Below are 21,559 nucleotides of genomic sequence, written 5' to 3' on the forward strand. Positions count from 1 at the left end.
GCGCTGAAAGGTGCACGTCCGGTTCGGAGAGGAGAGGCAGGGAGATAGTTCGACTACGCCCTGCCTCTTACTCTACTACCGCTGGCCCGGGGCTTCATGTATCTGGTCGCCATCATCGACTGGTACAGCCGCAAGGTGCTGTCCTGGCGGGTCTCCAACACCATGGATACAGACTTTTGTGTCGATGCCCTGGAGGAGGCTCTACAGCGCCATGGAACGCCGGAAATCTTCAATACTGATCAGGGTGTCCAGTTCACCAGCGAGGCCTTCACAAGCGTTCTCAAAGAGTATGGCATCCGGATCAGTATGGACGGCAAGGGCTGCTACCATGACAACATCTTCGTGGAACGGCTCTGGCGCAGCGTCAAACACGAGTGCGTCTACCTCACTGCCTTCGAGGATGGCCGACACTTGAAGCAGGCGCTCCACCGGTACTTCCGGCATTACAATCAGACCCGGTACCACCAAACCCTTGATTACCAAACGCCCGATGAGGTGTACTACGGGCAATCCATATCCTTGGCAGCCTGAGCCAAGGAAACAACCGGATCATAGCTTAGGGACACCATCAGGTTGTCCAACTGATTGGGTCCACCTCACACCAAATCAGGCACCCACGGGCCTGAGCCTCAGTGACACTACAGTGCAGTACAGTGAGGGCGGCAGCAATGTAGCGGTTGGCGTATTGTCAACCACCGATCCAGACGCCGAAGATAGCCATAGTTATTCCCTCGTTGCCGGCACCGGCAGCGACCATAACAACTTGTTTGCAATCTCAGACAACACCCTGCTAGCCACGACCCCCCTGGATATGGAGCCTGGCACGTATTCAGTGCGCATCCGCACCAAGGACGCGGATGGACTTATCTATGAGTCGATCTTTTCTATCCTGGTGGTCGACAACCTGCCGCCTGTAGTGGAGTCTATTTCAGCACTCGAAGGGTCCACGGGCACCGTAGAGTACACCGTAACCTTCAGCGAGCCAGTATCGGGCGTTACTACCGACGATTTCAGCTTGGCCGCCACAGGAACTGCAAGCGGAGCCATTTCTGGAGTTTCAGGTGACACCGATAGTTATACCGTTACTGTCAGCAATCTGGCCGGGGACGGCAGCCTCGGGCTCGATCTCATCTCTGCAAACGACGTAGTTGACGCGTCAGGAAACCCAGCCGGTGCCTACTCCGCCGGCGAAACTTATTATGTGGACCTCACCCCGCCAGAGATTAATGAGTCTAACATTTCCCTCTCAGGTGGCAGTGGGACAAACGGTGCGTTCAAGGTGGGAGACACCATCACCGCAACATGGAACGACACAGATTCCGGTGACAATAACAGCGACACCATCGGCGCTGTCACCATGGATTTCAGCCAATTTGGCGGTGGTAGCGCAGTGGCCGCAACAAACAGCAGCGGCTCTTGGTCAGCGTCGTACACCCTCACCGCTGGCAATATCGACGGCACCAACAAGAATGTGGCAGTAACCGCAACGGATGACGCCGGCAACGCCACTACCACCGCGGATACATCCAATGCCACCGTGGACAATGACGTACCTACAGTCACTGGCACTAACATCTCTGTATCAGGTGCCACAGGCACAGGTGGCACCTTCATCGTTGGCGATACCATTACGGTGGAATGGGCGAACAGCGCGGAAGGTAACAGCGACATCGTGAGTGCGCTCGCCGACTTCACGTTCTTGGGAGGCACTCCCGTTCCGATGACTGACGTTAATGGAGACGGCACTCTCTTCACTGCCTCTGCAACCATCACTGCCGGCCCCTTTGACAGTGTCGCTTTTCTACCCATTATCACCGATGACGATGCAGGCAATACAACCTTATACACGGATCTCGCACCAACGGTCGACAACCAGGCACCAACGGTAACCGACGGCAATCTCTCCCTCTCCGGTGCCGGTGGTTCCGGTGGAACCTTCAAGGTAGGCGACACCGTCACCGCCACCTGGAACAACACAGCCGGGGGCGACAATAACGCCGATACCATCAGCCAGGTCGCCGTGGATTTCTCCGCCTTTGGTGGCGGCTCCGCTGTCGCGGCCACCAATAACGCAGGAACCTGGACTGCCACCTATACGATTACCGAAGAAGCCGGCGGAGCTATCGATGCGACCGGGCTGAACATCGCTGCAACCGTCACAGATAACGCCGGCAACCAGGCCACCACCGCCGATACCACCGGCGCCAGCCTGGACAACCAGAGCCCGGGCGCCCCCACCGCCACCCTCACCATCAACGAAAACAGCGCCAACACCTCGGTGGTCGGCACTGTCACCGGTGGTGGTACTGATGGCGTAACCTTCAGCCTGGTGGACGATGCCGGTGGCCGGTTTGCTATTGATGCGGGCGGGCAGGTCACCGTGGCTGACGGAGCCTCGCTGAATTACGAGGCTGCTGGCAGCCACAACATTACCGTGCGGGCGACGGATAATGCAGGCAATACTACCGACAACACCCTGACGGTGACGGTCAACGATATTAACGAAGCACCGGTGCTCGACCTGGATGCCGATGATTCCGGCGGCGCGGCCGTGGCCATCGCCGATGCCGACGCCGTGCTGACAGATGTGGATGCGGGCGAGCTGATCAGCTCCCTCACCGTCACCCTGACCAGCCCCCCTGATGGCCCCGCCGAAAGCCTGGCACTGGACGCCAGTGCGGCAGCAGCCGCTGCGGACCTGGAGGTCAATAACTATGATTCCGAAACCGGCACGCTGTCAGTGATCGGTGAAGCGGACACCAGTACTTACCAGACCATCCTGCGGGGTGTTCAGTACCAGAACAGCAAGCAGCCGTTGGAAATCACCATTGGTAACCGTACCCTCGAGGTGGTGGTCAATGACGGCGGCCTGGATTCTGCGACCGCCACCAGCACGGTCAACGTGGTGACCGCGCCGGTCATCGATCTGGGTGGCGATGGCGGCAGCCCGGACCTGGCAACGACTTACACCGAAGGCGATGGCGCTGTGGCCATAGCCAATGCTGCCACGGTGGGCGAGCCGGACGGGGACAACCTCAGCCAACTGACCATCCAGCTGACCAACGCCCCGGATGGCACCGATGAGACCATCACCCTCAGTGACCGCACCAGCGGAGACGTGGTCAACGGCATTACCATCACCTATGACAGCGCCACCGCCATAACCCTGGCTGGAGACGTTCCGGCCCCCGACTACAAGGCCTTGCTGAGAGAACTGCAGTACCAGAACTCCAGCGACGACCCGGACACCACCGAACGAACCATCACCGTTCAGGGCACCGATATCAACGGTAACGCCGGGGCACCGGCCAAACTGGGTGTTGGCCTGACCGCGGTGAACGATGCGCCCGTAGTGATGGTAACGCCAGCATTTGGCGTTACCTATACAGAGGGCGATACCGCCAGCGGTGCTCTCTTCGTTAACAGTACCGCCGACACCATCGAAGCCGACCAGAGCTTCACCGGACTGACCCTCACGGTCAGCCATCTGTTTGATGGTGCCGACGAAGTCCTGGTCATCGATGGCACCGAGCTGTCACTGACCGACGGCAACACCGTCACGACCACCGGTGGCCTGACTGCCAGCGCTTCGGTCGCCGGTCCAACGGCAACGGTGACCGTCTCTGGCGGCGCCCTGACCAACACCGAACTGAACACGCTCGTCGAAGGGCTGGCCTATCGCAATACCTCGGACAACCCCACGGCCACCATCGGTACCATGGGTGCCGAGAGGTTTGTTTCCCTGACAAGCGTGACCGACTCTGGCCCGAACTCCGGCGAAAACATCAATGAGACCCAGTTGGAGCTCTCTGCGGCGACTGTGTCGGTCACCGCCGTCAACGATGCCCCGGTGCTACTAAACGTGTTCGGAGAATCCAGCCAGATCACCGCCGGTGCTGTCCCGCAAGCTGTGGGTCTGTTTGGCGATGTACTCGTCAGCGATGTGGACAGCACCGATTACGACGGTGGCTTCCTGCTACTGACGCAACTGACCGGAACGGCGAACGGCAACTGGAGCCTGGACGGGGTGGTCGCCACCGCTGGCGGTGATGCCGGTATCAGCTCCGGTGACATCGTAGTGGTTAGCGGCACCAGCATCGGTACCGTTGCCTCCGTGGAAAACGGACAAAACGGCGAAGCCCTGGCCATTGCTTTCAATGCCTCCGCTACCCCTGACAGCATTCAGTCGCTGATCCGGGCGCTGCAGTATGCCGCGCCGTCGGATGTCGGCGATCGCCAGTTCAGCGTGAAGCTCAACGATGGGGATGGCGGTGACCAGGAGGTCACTGGTAACTTCACCATCAGCCTTGTGCCCAGCACGCCGACCATTACCCTTTCGCCCATTCCGGCCGTCAATGAAGGCAGCACGAATGCTGCGCTGAGCAACCTGATTGACATCACCGATGTGGATAACGACAGCCAGAGCGTGACCCTGAACGCCTCCAACGGGGTGGCATCGCTTGTTGATACCACAGGTTTGACGCTGCTAACCGGCAACGGAACCTCGGCGATTACTCTGGAAGGCTCACTGGCTGATATCAACAACGCCCTGGACAGCCTGGTCTTCACGCCCGACCCCAATATCTCCGGTGCGGATGCGGCCTCTGTCACGGTCACCACCGACGATGGCAACGGCAACACTGACAGTCAGACAGGCACCTTCGACATTACCGATATCAACCCGGTCATCGCGGATGGCACCTTTGCTGTGGATGAGGCCAGCGGTAATGGCACCGCGGTGGGTGCTGTCACACCCACGGGTGATACCGACGGCCTGACGTTCAGCATCATCTCCGGCAATGACAGCGGTGCCTTTGCCATCGACAACAATGGCCAGGTCACCGTGGCTGACAGCAGCCAGCTGGATTACGACAACCAGGGCAGCTACTCGCTCGCCGTGGCCGTCGACGATGAAGACCCGGACACCGATGCCGACGACACGGCGACCATGACCGTCAACATCACTGATTCCACCGCCCCGGCAGTGACCAGCGTCAACGCCACGAGCCCGGACGGTGTCTACGCCACGGGCAGTAGCCTGTTGATTACGGTGACACTGGACGAAGCCGTTACCGTCACCGGCAGCCCCGAACTGCTTCTGGACACCGGCACCAGTGACCGGGCCGCGGTTTACTCCAGTGGCTCCGGCACCAATACACTGACCTTTACCTATACCGTCACTGCCGGTGACATCAGCAGCGACCTGGACTATGTCTCAAGCAATGCCCTGACTCTGAATGGTGGCACCATCCTGGACGCGGCCGGCAACGATGCCAGCCTGCAACTGCCAGCCCCTGGCTCAGCGGGTTCGCTCAGTGCCAACAGCGCCCTGGTGATTGATACGCAAAGCCCAGGCGTGCCAACGGCCACTCTAACCATCGACGAAAACAGCGCCAACACCACAGTGGTTGGCACCGTCACCGGTGGTGGTTCTGATGATGTGACTTACTCCCTGACGGACGATGCTGGTGGCCGGTTCGCCATGGATGCCTCCGGCCAGGTCACCGTGGCGGACGAAGCCCTGCTGGACTACGAGGCCAGTAGCACCCATAGCATTGCCGTGCGCGCCACCGATGGTGCCGGCAATACCACCGACAACACCCTGTCAGTGACGGTCAATGACATCAATGAGGCCCCGGCAGGCTCGGACGCTGCCATCGACATCCCCTACAACGGCTCCCATACCTTCACCCTGGATGATTTCGGGTTCAGTGACCCGGATCAGGGCGACATTCTGCAACGGGTTACCTTTAACAGTATTTCAGCCGGTGTACTGACCCTGGATGGCGAGGTACTGGCCGATGGTGCAACCGTCATGGCCAATGATATTGAGGCGGGACTCCTGGGGTATCGCCCCGCGCTTGGCGGTTCAGGCAGCGACTATGCCACCCTGGACTTTACGGTGAATGACGGTGAGTTGAACGCTGCAGACAGTAACACCCTCACAGCCAATGTGGGGGATGCGCCGCCGCCTTCACCCGCTCCTGAGCCAGAGCCTCAGCCTGAGCCTGAACCACAGCCCCAGCCTGACCCTGACGAAATCGATGGCGTGGATGTTACCCCTGGCCAGGAACAGACCGACGACGGCGACACCGTGGAGACCATTATTATCCAGCCGGTGCCGGCCAACCGGAACGACACCGACCCGACATCCGACGATGCCGACATTCCACTGCACTTTGCCGATGACACCGGCAATCAGCCCGTAACCATCCTGACACTGCCGACCGGTGTCGGCGCCAGCGCCCGGACCAACGATGCCGCCCGCACACGGACTACCGAACCGGAGCTGCTGTCGCTGATTCGTAACAGTGCCGGAAACGAAACCGACGACCTGGCGACGCAGCTCGAAGGTGGCGGCCGCTTCCTGGGTCAGGCCGGCAACGGGGATCTCTGGGTCAACCGCATCACGCTGCAGCGGGAGCCCGGCAGCAATCCTGATGCCCCCATTCGCATCACCGGCCAGGGCCCCGGCGCCAGCGGCGACTTCCGCGAAGCCATGGTCATCGACGGCCGCGGCCTGGGCGGGGGTCGGCTGCAGTTGGACAACATCGAGTTTGCCGTGGTGGTTGGTAACGGACTTAACCTGTCCGGTGGCGCCGGCAACAACACGGTGTTCGCCGGTGCCGGCAACCAGACCCTGATCCTCGGGGAAGGCGACGACGAACTGCACGGCGGCGCGGGGGATGACGTGGTCGGCTCAAAGGGCGGCGATGATCGCCTGTTTGGCAACAGCGGCAATGACACCCTGTTTGGCGGTAGCGGAAACGACCTGCTCCACGGTGGTCGTGACCGGGATGTCATCACCCTTGACGGTAACCGGGACGACTACATCGTTACCCAGGACCACAGCATCATTACCGTGCAGCGCCAGGACAGCGACGATGTTGAAACCGTCATCAACGCCGAGGCCCTGGCCTTCGCGGATGAAACCCTGGAGCTGAGCTACAGCGATGGGCTCGACTGGATCACCACCCTGTACGACCGCCTGCTGGACCGTCAGGGCGACCTGGACGGCGTGCAGTACTGGGCCGACCAGCTGGCGCGTACCGATAACTTCATGGATATCGTTTGGGGCTTCCTGTACTCCGAAGAGTTTACCCGCAACCTGGGGCAGTCCGTTGACCAGCTGGACAAGGGAGCTCAGGTTGACCTGCTCTACCAGACCCTGCTGCAGCGGGAGGCGGAGGCCGAGGGACGTGAGTACTGGATCAATGACCTGGAAAACGGTGTCTCACTGGAGGGTGTGGCGGCTTCCATAGCCTTGTCGACCGAGGCCACGGCCAGCCATCTCGACGATCAGAACTGGGAATTCCTCATTTAGGGGGCTCAGCCCAATGTGTGCAGGTGGGCAGTTTAGTGCCCACCTGCACCCCTCACCCTTGACAGATCTAAACCCCGGGTGTGGGCGTCTGCAAGTTACTTTACACTCAATGCTCGACCTTCAGGGCACTCTCATGCCAGTTGCGCAGGGCCCTGTCCGACATCCACACCATCAGGGCGAATAGCAAAATACCAGTGAGTGTAATCAGTATAAGGGCAGCGAACATTTTGGGAATCTGCAGGTTGTAACCAGACTGCAGGATCATATAGGCAAGGCCTGCCTGGGCTCCCCCCGTACCCGCCACGAACTCCGCAACGACGGCACCAATCAGTGCCAGCCCTGAACTGATCCTCAGTCCTCCAAAGAAGTACGGAAGTGCGCTGGGAATACGCAGTCTCATCAGTTCCTGCCAGCGGCTGGTGCGGTACATCCGGAACATACTCAGCAGGTTCGGATCTACACTGCGCAGGCCCAGGGTGGTGTTGGAGATGATCGGGAAGATGGCCACGATCACAGCGCAGATGGTCAGCGCCCAGGTGGTGTCGTCGACCCAGATGATGATCAGCGGCGCAATGGCAACCACGGGTGTCACCTGCATCAGCACCGCATAGGGAAACAGGCTTATTTCGATCCACTTGCTCTGCACAAACAGCAGTGACGCGGCAACGCCGACCATCACGGCGATGGCAAAGGCCAGGAACGTCACCTTCAGGGTCATCAGCAGGGCATTGAACAGAGATGGGAAATCTGACACCAGAGACTGCCCGATATCGACAGGGCTCGGCACCAGGTATTTCGGCACCTCGAACGCCATCACCGTCAGTTGCCACACCAGCAGAACCAGCACGCCCACCAGCAGGGGGGCACCGATCTGCACAAAGCGCTCATTTCGTATCAGGGGTGCATTCATGGCTGACGTTCCTCATCCCGATCCTCGCCCATAGCACTGGCGCGCTCCAGGGCCTGGGAGACCTGGCGACAATAACCCGCAAATTCTGTGGAGACCCGGAAATTCGGGGAGCGCGGATAGGGCTCTTCAATAGCGATATCGTCGACGATCCGGCCGGGGCGTGCCGCCATCACCACCACGCGACTGGAGAGATACACGGCCTCGTAGACACTGTGAGTGACGAATACGATGGTCCAGCCCTTTTCTTTCCAGAGCTTGAGCACGTCGTCATTGAGTTTGTTGCGGGTCATCTCGTCAAGCGCCCCGAAGGGCTCGTCCATCAGCAACAGGTTGGGCTCGGTGACCATGGCTCTGGCGATGGAGGCGCGCATCTGCATGCCACCGGACAGCTCCCGCGGAAAACTATTATCGAAGCCCTTCAGGCCGACCATGCCCAGGGCATCATCGATTTTCTGTTCCACGTCCTCCGACTTGCCGGCATGCTCCAGGTCCAGGGGCAACCGCACGTTCTTGCGCACCCGGGCCCAGGGCATCAGGGTAGCGTTCTGGAATACAAAGGCCAGTTTGCGGCCCCTGCTGCCCACCACGCCGTAATCCTGCTCCCACCACCTCACGTTACCAGTGGTGACCTGACCCAGGCCCGCCATGATGCGCAGCAGGGTGCTCTTGCCGCAGCCGGACGGACCCAGCAGGCTCACAAATTCGCCCTGCTTCACCGTCAGGTCAGCGCCTTTCAGGGCAACCGTTCCGTTGCCATATATCTTGTCGACACCGCTCACCTGGAGCACCGGGCGCGGTGCGATGGTACCGGGCTCTCTGGTGTCCGGTCCGGGGTCCGGCGCCGGGTTCAAGGGCATTATCTTGGTAGCTGTCATAATGGTCTCTCCAGGGCTGGCCAGGACCACCTCCCGGCCAGCATCAGGATGGGTATCGCGGCGGTGCTCAGGGCAGCACCGGCTCTTCAGGAAGGAATTCCAGGGTGTAGACCTTGTTCAGATCCAGGTTCTCCGAGGCCAGGCCGGCTTCCACCATGAAGTCCCTGATTTTCTGCCAGCGCTCCCCGGTCATCACGCCGATGCCCATGGTCCCGGCATCGCCGCCCGTTACCAGTTCGTATTCCTTCATCTTCTCGATGCCGTAAGCGATCTGCTCCGGGGTCATCTCCGGGTTCTCCTGCATGATCAGCTTGTTGCCCGGCTCCGGGTTTTCCAGGTAGCTTTTCCAGCCCTCCATACTGGCCTGCACAAACCGTTTCACCACATCAGGCCGCTCCTCAATCATGTCGGTGGTGGTTTCAATAGTGGTGGCGTAGGGCGGGTAGCCATGATCGGACAACAGGAATACGTTGGGTTCGACACCCCCCTTGCGCATGGCGAAGGGCTCGGAGGACAGGTAACCCTGCTGGACAATGTCCTTGTTGTTGAGGAAAGGCGCCACGCTGAAGGTATAGGCGTGTACCACGTCATCCTCAAAGCCATATTCCGCCTTCAGCCACGGCCAGAACGTGGAATGGGCGAAGGTGGCGATATAGACGGGCAGGCCCTCCTCCCTGATCTGCTCGATGGACTCCACATGGGGGTGCGCAATCAGCGCCTGCGGGTCACCCTGCATGGAGGCCGCCACGGTCATCACCGGCAGCCCTTTTTCAACGGCATTAACGTTGCCAATGGGATACCCCATCAACAGGTCGTAGCGACCGGAGACCAGCAACTGGGTGCCGTTGACCTGGGGACCGCCCATCCTGATCTCCACGTCCAGGCCGTAGTCCTCATACAGGCCTGTGGCCAAAGCCTGGTAAAAACCACCATGCTCTGCCTGGGCGTACCAATTGGTACCGAACACCAGCTTGTCCAGCTCTTCAGCTGATGCCGAAGACAAGGCCAGCAACCCGGCCATCATGATTGAGCCACCGACGGCTGCACGTGTTTTCACTGCCATGAAACCTCTCCTGTAAATGCAGGCGGCTGCTGCCGCTCTTTAACTGACCAATTGTTCAGGTTTTTAAAAGCAACCGTCATGCCATTCAAGGAAAAACAAACTATCCCTTTAATTTCATAATGTTAAGGCCGTCACTAAAACTAGTGTCGTGCACTACACTGAACCGGCCTGCACCGGTTTTGTACAGCGTGGACAAGCACCCGGCAGTGGCCGGACAAAAAAAACCGCCCGAAGGCGGCAAAAGGAAGACAACGCTTGTATCGATCACCCCTCAAAGAGGGTGTCCGGTTCAGGGCCCTGAGGCAGCAGCCAGTTCTACGGACGCAGGTTCTGGCTCGGCCCAGCGGGCCAGCCTGGCGACCCGGGCACCCAGGGCCCGGGCGATGGCCAGTTCATTACTGTCCACGCCCCGGGTTCCGTCAAAACCGGTGACCGCCGAGGCACCATAGGGCGAGCCACCCTTGGTGGTGTGGACCAGTTCCGGCACGCTGTGGGGCACTCCGGCCAGCACCATGCCGTGTTGCATGAAGGGGAGTAGCAGGGATAACAGTGTCATTTCGTTGCCGGAATGCATGCCCCCGGTGGAGGTAAAGGCGGCCCCCACCTTCCCGATCAGCGCACCTTGCCGCCATAGCGGTGCCACTTCGTCGATAAAGGCGCGCAGGGGCGTGCTCATCAGGCCATAGCGGGTTGGCGATCCCCACAGGATGCCATTGGCCCACTCCAGATCAGCTGCGCAAGCCCGTGGCAGGTCCCGGTATTCGGCCTGGGCCGCCATAAAATCCTGTCGCCGGGTATCCACACTGAATTCCGGCTCGACGATCTCCACCCGGCATAGCCGGACCTCGGCACCTTCCGAGCGGGCACCATCGACAATCGCTTTCGCCAGAGCCAGCGTGGTGCCATAACGGGAATCCACAACGACAGTGACACGGCTTGCGTTCATGGCTATTTCCTCGCTATCCCTGATTGCGCCAGAAGGCTTCATGGACTTCCGCCGCTTCATCCTCCAGCACCGGGCCGATGACCGCCACTTCCCGCTGGCCGGAAGCGAATACCTGGCGGCAGGGCAGGTCCAGTGTGGGGTTCTCGGGGTGGTTACCGGTCATCTGTTTCAGGCGGTGTTCACTGACCCCGTATACCAGCCGCCCCAGGCCCGCCCAGTAGGCGGCCCCGGCACACATGCAGCAAGGCTCTGCCGACACATACATCGTGAACTTCGCCATCTCAAGGGGGCGCCAGGTCTGACTGGCGCGGGTCATCAGCACCCGCTCGGCATGGCCGGTCATGTCCTGGTGCGGCAGGTAGGCATTCACCTGGGACATCAGCTCTTCGCCCTTCTCGTCCACCAGGATCGCGGCGAACGGGTGGATGCCCTTGGCCGCAGCACTATTCGCCAGGTCCAGGGTCTTGCGAATAAACCTCAGATCATTGTCCGTTGGTTGCTCTGTCAGCGCCAAAGGGAAACTCCTCATGGTCAATGGCTGCCCTTGCGAGGCAGGCTCCAGGGAAAGAACCACTGCTGTATCCACTGCACGGACTTGAACAGCAACAGGCTCACGACGGCCAGGAAGAACAGGCCGGCAAAGGCCTGGGGTATCCGGAAGAAAGACGTGGAAAACTGGATGAAATAGCCCAACCCTTCCTCGGCCGCGACGAACTCGGCGACCACGGCACCAATTATCGCCAGGGTTATGGCGACCCGCAGGCCGCTAAAGATGTGAGGGATGGCGTAGGGAATGCGGATCTGCCAGGTTTCCCGGCGCAACGGTGCGTCCAGTGAGCGACTTAGTTCGACCAGCTCCCCGGGCGTCTCATTGATACCGGTGGCGGTCGACACGACCAGCGGAAAGAACGTCAGCAGGCAGGTGATCAGCACCCGTGACGGGTCATCAGACCCCATCAACACGATGATCAGCGGCGCCACCGCCACCACTGGCGTCGACTGGATCACGACCAGCAAGGGGTAGAGCGTGCGACTCAGCAACTCCGAGCGCATCATTGCTATAGCAACGGGGATCGCCACCAGTATGGATACCGCAAATCCCATCAACGCGACCTTCAGGGTCGCCCACAAGTAAGTAAACCAGCGGCTCATCTCCACCTTTAAGAAAGCCTCCACAATGGCAGACGGCGCTGGCAGTACATATTCCGGTAACGAGAACACCCGACACACCAGCTCCCACGACAGGATCAGCGCCAGGAAGAACACCCAGGGCGCTGCCGCCAGGAGGTAGCGACCGGCCTTGCCCTCAGGCAGCTTCAGGCTCATAGATATGCTTCCTCAGACGTTCCGTCAGCTGCCCGAAACGGGGTTCGGAGATGGTGTGGGTGGTTCTGGGCCGGGGCAGGTCCACATCCAGCACGTCCAGCACAGTGCCGGGGCGCTTGCTCATCACCAGCACCCGATCCGCCAGCAGCACGGCCTCGGCGATAGAGTGGGTGATAAACAGCACGGTCTTGGGGTTTTCCTCCCAGATCTTCAGCAGGTCGAATCCGATCTGCTCCCTGGTCATGGCATCCAGCGCCGAGAAGGGTTCGTCCATTAACAGAATGTCCGGGTTCAGCAACAGCGCCCGGACAATGCCTACCCGTTGCTGCATACCGCCGGACAACTCATCCGGCCGCTTGCCGGCAAAGCCTCCCAGCCCGGCCATGGCCAGCAGTTCGTCGGCCCGCTTCTCATCCGCGCGACTGTAGCGACCATATTTGTGCCTGAGCGGAAACAGTACGTTCTTGCGCACCGACAGCCATGGCAGCAGGGTCGGTTTCTGGAACACGATACCGACGTCATCCCGGGGACCAGATACCGGCTTCCCGAACACAGAGACCTCGCCTTCCGTCGGCATCAGCAGACCGGAAATCATCCTCAGCAGGGTCGACTTGCCGCAGCCGGATGGGCCCACCACCGCCACGAATTCGTGACGGCGGATATCCAGGTCGATACCGGTCACGGCCGGCGGTACCGTCGGGTCCGGATCATACCGGTGCCCGACCCCGGAGAGCCGGACAAACGAACGGTTGGTGGCGGGCTCGGTCATGCTTACAACGCCTCGATCAGGGTACGGTCGATAATGGCTTCCGGGTCCAGGGCGTCGTGACCCAATTTTTCTGCCTGTGATACCCAGTCCCAGGTCAGTGCCACACGCTCTTCGGTAAGCGCGCCCACACCATCCCGCTCGCTGACCTCATTCATGATGAGCTCCATGGTGTCGCCAATCTGGGCAGTCACTACGTCCATATCCACTTCCGGCACCATACTGTGAAGGGCTTCGGCAGCCTTGCGGGGATTCTCGCTGGTAAACTTCAGGGACTTGTCGAAGGCACGCATAAAGCGTTTGGCAACGTCAGGGCGCTCACTCAGGAACCTCTCACTGGCCACCACGGAGGAGGAGTACAGCTCCAGGCCGGCATCCGACCAGGGCAGCACCACCAGCTCATTACCGGTCGCCTCCGCCTGATCGGCAAACAGGGCAATATTGGTCACCCAAGCGATGATCGCATCGGTGCTGCCACTCATCAGCATCGGCCCAAGGGCACCCGGGTCAGCCTTGGTCAGGTTGACGGCGTCTTCCGCCATACCATTTTCTTTCAATACCAGCGGTAGAAATGCATTGGACGACGTGAACGGCGAGGTAGCGACCTTCTTGCCCTCCATGTCCGCCATCTCGCTGATGTCGTTCTTCGCCAACGTAAAAAAGGCGTGGGGCGCCTGGTTAAAGATGCTGTAGACGGCCTTTACCGGCAGGCTCTCATCCTGGGCCTTGGCGGCCATCAGGGCACCGATGTCGGCGCTGCCAATATCCGCCTGGCCAGTGGCGATCTTGGTGATCGCATCGGTGGAGCCACGACCGCTGGCGATGCTGACTTCCAGGCCTTCCTCCTCGAAGAAGCCTTCCTGGACACCCACATAGACCGGGGACTTGTCGCCACCCGGCAGCCAATCGAGCTGGTAGGTCACTTCGTCGGCGGCGAGTGCCGACTGGGCCATGAGCCCGCCGGTCAATGAGGCCGCCAGCAGGAATGAACGTGTAAGACGCTTATGCATGTGCTTTTCCCCTTTCATGGTTTATCGCCCGCCGAATTTTATTGATCATTCGGTCAGGTTTTATCAGGAGAAAGCAAACGGCAGACCAGCTTGGAAACGTCCGCTGCATAATTCCCGCCAGAACTGACGAACTGCCTGAAAAGCGAGACCTTTCGTCCTTCTACCCGCCTCCGGCCACGGGACCACACCATAAGCACTGACACTCCAGCCCAAGCCAGGGCCTGTCGTTCAGTCGGATCAGGCGCCCGAAACTAGTGCACAAAAACGCGACACGCCCTCATATGAGGCCAGTAGCCAGCGACGGTTCTGGTTGCAAACGCTCACAGGCCAACGGATTCCTGGCGTCGGGGCCCAGGCAGATAACGGATCTCAATGGCACGCTTTATGAATTACTGACCATATGGACAATTTTGCAGACAGAAAGTGGAGCCACACCATGAGCAAGACTTCCGGGGCGGGCGCCGCCCTGCCCGTCATCGACCTTTCCCTGCTGGCGGGAAACGAGGAACAGCGTCAGTCGCTGGCCCGATCCCTGAATAACGCCTGCCTGCATACCGGGTTCTTCTATATCTGTCGCCACGGTATTCCTGATGGCCTGATCGCCCGGGTCTTCCGGGAATCCCGGGCGCTCTTTGACCTGCCTGCAGAGGAGAAGGAGGCCATCCACAAGGCCCACTCAACGGCCAACCGGGGTTACGAACCGTTGAAGGGACAAACCCTGGAACCCGGCAGCCCGCCGGACCTCAAGGAAGGCTTCTATATTGGCGAGGAACTGGACGACTCGGATCCCCGGGTCCGGGCCGGACGCTTCAACCATGGTCCCAACCAGTGGCCTGCAGCATTGCCGACGTTTCGCGAGACCATGAGCAAGTATTTTGAGGCCATGAACGAGCTGAGCGACCGGATCATGCAGGCACTGGCCCTGGCTCTGGACCTGCCACAGGACTTCTTCGACGATTTCTGCCAACAACCGCTCTCGACCCTGCGACTGCTGCATTACCCGCCGCAACCGCCGAACCCTCAACCCGGTGAGAAAGGCTGCGGCGCCCACACGGATTTCGGCGGCGTCACCATCCTGCTGCTGGACGACAACCCCGGCCTGCAGGTGTGGGATGCGGCCAATGACCGCTGGATCAATGCCAACCCGATTCCCGGCACCTTCGTGGTCAACCTGGGGGACATGATTGCCCGCTGGACCAACGACCGTTACCGCTCCACACTGCATCGGGTAGTCAATACCTCCGGCGCCGAACGCTACTCGGTGCCCTTCTTCTTCAGCGGCAACCCGGACCATGAAGTCCGCTGTCTCCAGGCATGCCTGTCCGAAGACGAACAGCCCCATTACCCGCCGACCACGGTGGAAGCTCACTTGATGGAGATGTACCGGAGGACCTATGCCTGATGCACATGGCATTACCGCGGTACTGATCCATGGAGCCTGGGCCGGCGGCTGGGTGTGGGACACCATCACGCCGTACCTGGAAGCCCGGGGATTCCGGGTTCTGGCGCCGGATCTCCCCGGTTGCGGTGCGCGTCTCGGTGATCCTGAAAACGCCTCACTGATCGGATGTGTCGACGATCTTGAACAACAGCTGAGTGCTGTCTCCGGTCCGCTGTTGATGGTGGGCCATTCCGGCGGCGGCGCCGTGGCCACGCAACTGGCCGAGGCCATCAGTGAACGGGTGATTGGCGTCGCCTACCTGGCGGGTATGATGCTCCCCTCAGGAACCGGCTTTAGTGAGGTCGTCGCCGAAATGGTTGATGACTACCCGGAAGCGTCCGGTATCGGCCCGTATCTCGAATGGGAGGCCGAAGGTCAGGTCTCCCGGGTACCCGCTCACGCCATTCGCGATATTTTCCTGCAGGACATCAGCGACGCGATTGCTCAACAGGCCATTCCCCGCTTTGGTCCCCAGGCCGAGGGCAGCCGCGCCCTGGTGCCGTACTGGAAGCCGGAGCGGTTCGGGCAGATTCCCCGCCTGTACCTGGAAGCCCGCAAAGACCGGTCCGTGGTACTGCCGGTACAACGGCGTATGCAACAGCTGGTGCCCGGTGCCCAGATAGTATCCCTGAATACCGGCCATGTGCCGCAAGTGGCAGCTCCTGGGGCAGTGGCCAATGCCCTCACAACATTTGCCATCCATTGACCAACACCGCCAATTATTGCAGCATGAGTAAAAAGGGAATAATTTATACTCATGGAAGCGTTCGAGTTCGACGAGAACAAAAGCAAAGCCAATAAGGACAAGCACGGCATCGACTTTCTGGAAGCCCAGACGCTATGGGACGATCCATACCTGCTCGAAATCCGTGCAAAATCCATGGATGAAGACAGGTTCTTGTTGATTGGCAGGATTGAAGAGAAACATTGGTCGGCTGTCATTACGTACCGGGGAGAGCTTATTCGGCTTATATCAGTCAGGCGCTCCCGGAAGCAGGAGGTTGAGCTCTATGAAAGCTAAAGACTTCGACAGGAAATTCGAGGAAGGCTCAGAGGATATCGTTGATGACCTGGACCTTTCCACAGCTCGCCGCGTGAATCAGGAACCCAAGCGAATCAACGTGGACTTCCCTACCTGGGTTGTGGAATCTCTGGATCGCGAAGCGGCCCGCATTGGCGTTACCCGCCAATCCATTATCAAGGTCTGGCTGGTTGAACGTCTTCAGGAAGAAGCTGCGAATAACGAAGCATTGCTGCACAAGCAAGAGTCGCATACGCCCGCAAAATAACCCGGAAAAGAGAAAAGGGGCCCGACTGAGCCCCTTTTCCCGCTTCACCAGCTACTCGTCTAGTCGGCGTAAACCGCCTCCACAAAGCTCAGGTCAAACGCTGCTTCCCAGTCCAGATCCTCCGGCAGGGTGCCGGCGGCCACCATGTCCTCGAAGAAGGCCTGCCAGCGCTCACGGGTCATCATGCCGTACTGGCCACCCTCGGCCGCGCCGGACAGCAGGATACCTTCCTCCTGCATCTTGGCGTGGCTGTAGGCCAGCAGTTCATCCTGCATTTCCGGATTGTCTTCCTTGATCAGGGCGTTGGCTGGTGCCGGATTCTCGAAGTAGGCTTCCCAGCCCTTGGCCGTGGCTTCCACCATCTTCTGAACAACTTCGGGATTTTCCTCCACCATCTCGTGGGTGGTATCCAAAGTCGCGGAATAAGCTTCCCAGCCATAGTCCGCCAGCAGCAGGCTCTTGCCCTCGACCCCGGCCTGTTCCAGGAAAAAGCCATCATTGGTGACATAGCCCTGCTGGATGGTCTGCTCGTCACGAATAAACGGCGCGAAGCTGTAGTCGTAGGCCTGCAACTGGTCATCGGTGTAGCCGTACTCGGTCTTCAGCCAGGGCCAGTAGGCGACGCGGCCGGCGGTGGGTACCCGCATGGGCTTGCCTTTCATGTCCTCCAGCGAGTCGTTGCCGACACCGGTGTGCACCACCAGCGACTGGGGATCCTTCTGGAAGAAAGCCGCCACGGTCACCAGCGGGATGTCCTGGTTCACGGAATTGAAGGACTGCAGGGCGTAGCCCATGATGAAGTCTACCGAGCCTCCCATCAGCAGCTGCACGTTGTTGACCTGGGGGCCACCCATCTTGATGGTGACATCCAGGCCGTAGTCCTCGTAGATACCCATGGCCTTGGCGGCGTAGAAACCACCGTGTTCCGCCTGGGCATACCAGGTGGTGGCCACGGTCACCGGGGTAAGCTCCTCCGCCTGGGCGAAGCCGGAAATCGCGCCGAGGGACAGGGTGATGCCGGCGGCCAGTGTCTTCACTATTTCCATGGTTACTTCCTCGTTCAGGGAATTCAGGTTCCGTAGGTATTGGTAAGCTTTTCGTGGAGATGCTGGCCCGCGGTAATCGGGCCATAGAGGGGCGGATTCTCCGCCGTTGCGCAGGAGTCGATGCAGGCGATCTCCGCATCCTTGTTGGGATGACAGAAGAAGGCGATGGAGTAGCGGTCCCGGTGACGATGCTCCGGCGCCACATTGACCCGGTGGGGCGTGGAGCAGAACACATGGTTGGTCCAGCGGTGCATCAGGTCACCGGTATTGACCACCACGGTGCCGGGAATCGGCGTGGCGCGGATCCACTCGCCGGCGCGCGTTTGCACTTCAAGGCCACCCACATCGTCCTGGAACAGCAGGGTAATACTGCCGTAGTCGGTGTGGGCGCCGGCACGGCTCTCACCGTCATGGGGCTCGAAACCCTCCGGCAACGGCGGGTAATGGAGCAGCCTCAGGGTGTGGTGATGCTGGTTGTGGGCGTCCACAAAAAAATCCGACGGTTGCTCAAGCGCCAGGGCAAAGGCCTCCAGAACCCGGTCTGCGGTGCGGATGCATTCATCGAGGAAATCGGTCATGGCCGACTCGAACTCCGGGCGACCAGCCGGCCAGAGGTTCTTGTGGACATCCTGGGGCTGTTCCGGCGCCAGGTTGAAGGCCTCCTTCAGGTCCCCCGGGCGGGACGGATCCAGCCGTTCGCGCTTGATGCCCACATAGCCCCGATTGCTTTCCGCGCTCTGCCAGGCCACCTGGCTCTTCTCGTCCACCGGCAGCGCAAAGAAGTTCTTCGATGCCGCAAAGGTGTCCGCCAACCGGTCTGCGGGCATGCCGCAATTGGCCAGGTAAAAGAAACCCCAGTCGCGGCTGGCCTGTCGCATCTGGTCAGCGACCGCCTGCTGGTCCACCTGTGAGCCGTCGAGGAAGGGCCCGAAATCAATCACGGGTATGCCCTCCTGTGCCTGGTCTGCCATGTTCTCCCCCGTTGCTTTTCCAGAATTTGTTAGCCAACTGGTCAGGTTATTTGCAACGGATGTGCCATTTCCTTTATCACCATAAATCGCCTGTTTATAGACCATGCAGGCAGAACCTTTGCCTCATCCAGGTGCACAGCGCCACTTTTATGACCATAAAGTCAGCCTTTCCATGAGATAGTGAAGGCACTACTCTTGCATGTGGTAAACGCTCCAATGTCCTGCAATGAGAAGACGACAGCAATGACGCAAACGCTGCTACTGAAGAACGCCCGGGTTATCGCCACCATGGACGACGACCAGCGCGAGATCGACAACGGCTATATCCTGATCCGCGGCAACCGCATTGAGGCGGTCGGCCCCATGGCCGAGTGCCCGGACGACGCCGACCGCACCATCAACCTGGAAGGGCACGTGGTGATTCCCGGGCTGATCAACACCCACCACCATATGTTCCAGTCCCTGACCCGGGCCCTGCCCGCCGCCCAGAACGGCGAGCTGTTCGACTGGCTCAGCGCCCTGTTCCCGGTGTGGCGCAACATCACCCCGGCCATGCAGCGGGCCGCCAGCCGCACCGCCATGGCCGAGTTGATGCTGTCCGGCTGCACCACGGCGGCGGATCACGCCTATCTGCACGTCAACGGCATCACCCTGGACGACAGCATGCAGGCGGCCACCGAGATGGGCATTCGCTTCCACGGTGCAAGGGGTGCCATGAGCCTCGGGCAGAGCAATGGCGGACTGCCGCCGGATGAGCTGGTGGAAGCGGACGAGAGCGCGATCCTCAAAGATATGCAGCGGGTGGCGGAAGCCCACCACGACCACAACCCCGATGCCATGGTGCGTGTCGCCCTGGCGCCCTGCTCGCCGTTTACCGTGACCACCGACCTGATGCGGGAGGCCGCCACCATGGCCCGGTCCCTGAAGGTGGGCCTGCACACCCACACGGCGGAGAACTGGAAAGACGTGGCCTTCAGCAAGGAACGCTACGGCATGACGCCCACGGAGTTCACCGAGGACGTGGGCTGGGTGGGGGACGATGTCTGGCACGCCCACTGCGTCCACCTGGACGAGCCGGGTATTGCCCTGTTTGCCCGTACCGGTACCGGCGTCGCCCATTGCCCCTGCTCCAACATGCGGCTGGCTTCCGGCATCGCGCCGGTGAGGAAAATGCTGGATGCCGGGATCAAGGTCGGCCTGGGCGTAGACGGCAGCGCCTCCAACGATACCGGCAACCTGCTGGACGAGGCCCGGCTGGCGATGCTGTCGGCGCGGGTGCGGGAACAGAATCCCGGCGATATGACCGCCCGGGAAGCGCTGCGTATCGCCACCCGGGGCGGTGCAGAGGTTTTGGGACGAGGTGATGCCCTGGGCCGCATCCAGCCCGGTTACTGCGCTGATATCGTCGCGTTCCGCACCGATGACATCGCCATGGCCGGTGGCCAGAGCGACCCGCTGGCGTCCCTGGTATTCTGCACGCCGCCACGGGTCAACTGCAGCATCATCAACGGTCGCGTGGTCATCGAGGAAGGACAACTGCTGACCCGGTCACTGCCCCATATTATTGAGGAGCAGAACCGGATGGCGGCCAGTCTGGCCAGCTAAACCCGGATCGCGCCAGTCACCCTCCGGTCGCTGGCGTCGCTACTCGGCCCGATGGTCATAAGTGGCATTCAGCCGAGACGCCAGGTACTCGGCACAGGTAATAGGCTCATACTTCGGTGACTGGTCCGGCACGATTTCCCTCGAGTCCACCACCGAGTCCGGGTTCACTTCCAGGAAAAAGGCGATGGAGTATCGCTCCTTCGCCGGCGGTCGCACCCGGTGGGGCGTGGACACGTAGGTGTCGTTGCTCCAGCGCATCAGGCAGTCGCCGATATTGCACACGAAGGCCCCCGGCACATGGGGCGCCTGGATCCACTCCCCCTGGCGGTTCAGTACTTCCAGGCCCGCCACTTCGTCCGTCGCCAGGATGGTGACGTTGCCATAATCGCTGTGGGTGCCGGCGGCGCCATCCTCCCGGTCGAGTTTGCCGGCACTGGGCGGGTACCGCAGCATGCGCAGGGTGGCGATGGGCAGGGTCAGGTGTCCCTCAAAGAAGTGCTCGCCCAGCCCCAGGTCGAGGCTAAAACCCCGGTGGATGGTCCGCCCCAACGCCAGGCAGTGATTAAAATAATCCAGTGCCCGCTGGCGCCAGCCGTCGATGGGCGGCCAGAAGTTCACGCCCCGGAAGGGCTTGCCTGCCAGCACGTCCGGGTGATCCGCCGGGAAGTCGGTGCCGATGTTGAACGCCTCCTTCATGTCGGCACCGGACTGCGGGTTCAGCTTCTCGTCCGCCATGGCCACGTAGCCCCGGTTATGGGGTGAGCGCTTGATGGACAGCGGCTCCTTGTCCTCCGCCGGCAGCGCGAACAGCTGTTTCGCCAGGTCAAAGGCCCCCTGGCAGACCTCATCCGGAATGCCGTGGTCGGTGGCGTAGAAAAAGCCCACCTCACGGCAGGCCCGGCCCAGCTCGGCGGCGGTGGCCCGGCGTTCGTCCGGGTCGTCGCTACGCAGGCCGGCGAGGGAAATAATGGGTAGTGAAGACATGGG

At 60.7% G+C, this 21,559-nt stretch carries 17 protein-coding genes and 1 pseudogene; 7 read left to right on the plus strand and 11 right to left on the minus strand.

Annotated elements, in window-relative coordinates; translation table 11 throughout:
• Window positions 1-69: 69 nt before the first annotated feature.
• Window positions 70-531: pseudogene (locus MLC59_RS14225) on the plus strand (IS3 family transposase); the annotation flags it as partial.
• A gap of 154 nt (window positions 532-685) precedes the next feature.
• Window positions 686-7,324 (plus strand): cadherin domain-containing protein, encoded by a 6,639-nt coding sequence (locus MLC59_RS14230; RefSeq protein WP_248235314.1) that lies wholly within the window; start codon window positions 686-688, stop codon window positions 7,322-7,324.
• A gap of 106 nt (window positions 7,325-7,430) precedes the next feature.
• Here the strand turns inward: MLC59_RS14230 and MLC59_RS14235 are convergent, their stop codons facing one another.
• From MLC59_RS14235 to MLC59_RS14270, 8 genes are all read right to left on the minus strand, one after another.
• The gene (locus MLC59_RS14235) at window positions 7,431-8,234 is read right to left on the minus strand and encodes an ABC transporter permease (protein ID WP_248235316.1); all 804 of its coding nucleotides are present in this window, start codon (window positions 8,232-8,234) and stop codon (window positions 7,431-7,433) included.
• Window positions 8,231-9,109, minus strand: a complete 879-nt coding sequence (locus MLC59_RS14240) for an ABC transporter ATP-binding protein (RefSeq protein ID WP_248235317.1) — start codon at window positions 9,107-9,109, stop codon at window positions 8,231-8,233. Before MLC59_RS14240 ends, MLC59_RS14235 begins: the two co-directional genes overlap by 4 nt.
• Before the next feature lie 67 nt (window positions 9,110-9,176).
• Window positions 9,177-10,172 carry an ABC transporter substrate-binding protein gene (locus MLC59_RS14245; protein ID WP_041333967.1) on the minus strand — a complete coding sequence of 332 codons (996 nt, stop codon included), beginning with the start codon at window positions 10,170-10,172 and terminating at the stop codon, window positions 9,177-9,179.
• A 289-nt stretch (window positions 10,173-10,461) separates the two neighbouring features.
• Window positions 10,462-11,118, minus strand: coding sequence for an NAD(P)H:quinone oxidoreductase (gene wrbA / locus MLC59_RS14250; protein WP_041336636.1), 657 nt, complete (start codon window positions 11,116-11,118; stop codon window positions 10,462-10,464).
• Between the two features lie 13 nt (window positions 11,119-11,131).
• Window positions 11,132-11,647 carry a nucleoside deaminase gene (locus tag MLC59_RS14255; protein WP_427901734.1) on the minus strand — a complete coding sequence of 172 codons (516 nt, stop codon included), beginning with the start codon at window positions 11,645-11,647 and terminating at the stop codon, window positions 11,132-11,134.
• Between the two features lie 2 nt (window positions 11,648-11,649).
• Window positions 11,650-12,444, minus strand: coding sequence for an ABC transporter permease (locus MLC59_RS14260; protein WP_248235320.1), 795 nt, complete (start codon window positions 12,442-12,444; stop codon window positions 11,650-11,652).
• Window positions 12,425-13,213, minus strand: coding sequence for an ABC transporter ATP-binding protein (locus MLC59_RS14265; RefSeq protein WP_248235322.1), 789 nt, complete (start codon window positions 13,211-13,213; stop codon window positions 12,425-12,427). The genes MLC59_RS14260 and MLC59_RS14265 overlap by 20 nt, the downstream gene beginning before the upstream one ends.
• Window positions 13,214-13,215: 2 nt before the next feature.
• Window positions 13,216-14,220, minus strand: a complete 1,005-nt coding sequence (locus tag MLC59_RS14270) for an ABC transporter substrate-binding protein (RefSeq protein WP_248235323.1) — start codon at window positions 14,218-14,220, stop codon at window positions 13,216-13,218.
• Between the two features lie 436 nt (window positions 14,221-14,656).
• Between MLC59_RS14270 and MLC59_RS14275 the strand changes: the two genes are divergently transcribed.
• Genes MLC59_RS14275 through brnA form a run of 4 tightly spaced genes read left to right on the plus strand, consistent with a single transcriptional unit; the run spans window position 14,657 to window position 16,950 of the window.
• Entirely contained in the window at window positions 14,657-15,622 is a 966-nt protein-coding gene (locus tag MLC59_RS14275) for an isopenicillin N synthase family dioxygenase (protein WP_248235324.1), read from the plus strand.
• On the plus strand, window positions 15,615-16,367 hold the full coding sequence (locus MLC59_RS14280) for an alpha/beta fold hydrolase (protein ID WP_248235325.1): 753 nt from the start codon (window positions 15,615-15,617) through the stop codon (window positions 16,365-16,367). The genes MLC59_RS14275 and MLC59_RS14280 overlap by 8 nt, the downstream gene beginning before the upstream one ends.
• 51 nt (window positions 16,368-16,418) lie before the next feature.
• Window positions 16,419-16,682, plus strand: a complete 264-nt coding sequence (locus tag MLC59_RS14285; RefSeq protein WP_041333963.1) for a BrnT family toxin — start codon at window positions 16,419-16,421, stop codon at window positions 16,680-16,682.
• The gene (brnA, locus tag MLC59_RS14290) at window positions 16,672-16,950 is read left to right on the plus strand and encodes a type II toxin-antitoxin system BrnA family antitoxin (RefSeq protein ID WP_041333961.1); all 279 of its coding nucleotides are present in this window, start codon (window positions 16,672-16,674) and stop codon (window positions 16,948-16,950) included. The genes MLC59_RS14285 and brnA overlap by 11 nt, the downstream gene beginning before the upstream one ends.
• Before the next feature lie 59 nt (window positions 16,951-17,009).
• Here brnA and MLC59_RS14295 read toward each other — a convergent pair whose 3' ends face one another.
• Together MLC59_RS14295 and MLC59_RS14300 are read right to left on the minus strand one after the other, a co-directional pair.
• The gene (locus MLC59_RS14295; RefSeq protein ID WP_144402184.1) at window positions 17,010-17,996 is read right to left on the minus strand and encodes an ABC transporter substrate-binding protein; all 987 of its coding nucleotides are present in this window, start codon (window positions 17,994-17,996) and stop codon (window positions 17,010-17,012) included.
• A gap of 23 nt (window positions 17,997-18,019) precedes the next feature.
• Window positions 18,020-18,967, minus strand: a complete 948-nt coding sequence (locus tag MLC59_RS14300) for an isopenicillin N synthase family dioxygenase (protein WP_248235327.1) — start codon at window positions 18,965-18,967, stop codon at window positions 18,020-18,022.
• A gap of 243 nt (window positions 18,968-19,210) precedes the next feature.
• Here MLC59_RS14300 and MLC59_RS14305 point away from each other — a divergent pair, with 243 nt between their 5' ends.
• Window positions 19,211-20,572, plus strand: a complete 1,362-nt coding sequence (locus tag MLC59_RS14305; protein WP_248235334.1) for an 8-oxoguanine deaminase — start codon at window positions 19,211-19,213, stop codon at window positions 20,570-20,572.
• Between the two features lie 39 nt (window positions 20,573-20,611).
• On the opposite strand, the gene MLC59_RS14310 is transcribed toward MLC59_RS14305, so the two are convergent.
• Window positions 20,612-21,556, minus strand: coding sequence for an isopenicillin N synthase family dioxygenase (locus MLC59_RS14310; protein ID WP_248235335.1), 945 nt, complete (start codon window positions 21,554-21,556; stop codon window positions 20,612-20,614).
• Window positions 21,557-21,559 lie beyond the last annotated feature (3 nt).

This window comes from Marinobacter bryozoorum (assembly GCF_023156245.1).
GTDB lineage: Bacteria > Pseudomonadota > Gammaproteobacteria > Pseudomonadales > Oleiphilaceae > Marinobacter > Marinobacter bryozoorum.

Excerpts from the sequence above, each read along its gene's own strand:
- MLC59_RS14275 (WP_248235324.1), top strand. The coding sequence starts at position 14,657 with ATGAGCAAGACTTCCGGGGCGGGCGCCGCCCTGCCCGTCATCGACCTT.
- MLC59_RS14235 (WP_248235316.1), bottom strand. The coding sequence starts at position 8,234 with ATGAATGCACCCCTGATACGAAATGAGCGCTTTGTGCAGATCGGTGCC.
- MLC59_RS14245 (WP_041333967.1), bottom strand. The coding sequence starts at position 10,172 with ATGGCAGTGAAAACACGTGCAGCCGTCGGTGGCTCAATCATGATGGCC.
- MLC59_RS14305 (WP_248235334.1), top strand. The coding sequence starts at position 19,211 with ATGACGCAAACGCTGCTACTGAAGAACGCCCGGGTTATCGCCACCATG.
- MLC59_RS14310 (WP_248235335.1), bottom strand. The coding sequence starts at position 21,556 with ATGTCTTCACTACCCATTATTTCCCTCGCCGGCCTGCGTAGCGACGAC.
- MLC59_RS14240 (WP_248235317.1), bottom strand. The coding sequence starts at position 9,109 with ATGACAGCTACCAAGATAATGCCCTTGAACCCGGCGCCGGACCCCGGA.
- MLC59_RS14300 (WP_248235327.1), bottom strand. The coding sequence starts at position 18,967 with ATGGCAGACCAGGCACAGGAGGGCATACCCGTGATTGATTTCGGGCCC.
- MLC59_RS14280 (WP_248235325.1), top strand. The coding sequence starts at position 15,615 with ATGCCTGATGCACATGGCATTACCGCGGTACTGATCCATGGAGCCTGG.
- MLC59_RS14270 (WP_248235323.1), bottom strand. The coding sequence starts at position 14,220 with ATGCATAAGCGTCTTACACGTTCATTCCTGCTGGCGGCCTCATTGACC.
- MLC59_RS14295 (WP_144402184.1), bottom strand. The coding sequence starts at position 17,996 with ATGGAAATAGTGAAGACACTGGCCGCCGGCATCACCCTGTCCCTCGGC.
- MLC59_RS14265 (WP_248235322.1), bottom strand. The coding sequence starts at position 13,213 with ATGACCGAGCCCGCCACCAACCGTTCGTTTGTCCGGCTCTCCGGGGTC.
- MLC59_RS14285 (WP_041333963.1), top strand. The coding sequence starts at position 16,419 with ATGGAAGCGTTCGAGTTCGACGAGAACAAAAGCAAAGCCAATAAGGAC.
- MLC59_RS14255 (WP_427901734.1), bottom strand. The coding sequence starts at position 11,647 with ATGAGGAGTTTCCCTTTGGCGCTGACAGAGCAACCAACGGACAATGAT.
- brnA (WP_041333961.1), top strand. The coding sequence starts at position 16,672 with ATGAAAGCTAAAGACTTCGACAGGAAATTCGAGGAAGGCTCAGAGGAT.
- MLC59_RS14260 (WP_248235320.1), bottom strand. The coding sequence starts at position 12,444 with ATGAGCCTGAAGCTGCCTGAGGGCAAGGCCGGTCGCTACCTCCTGGCG.
- wrbA (WP_041336636.1), bottom strand. The coding sequence starts at position 11,118 with ATGAACGCAAGCCGTGTCACTGTCGTTGTGGATTCCCGTTATGGCACC.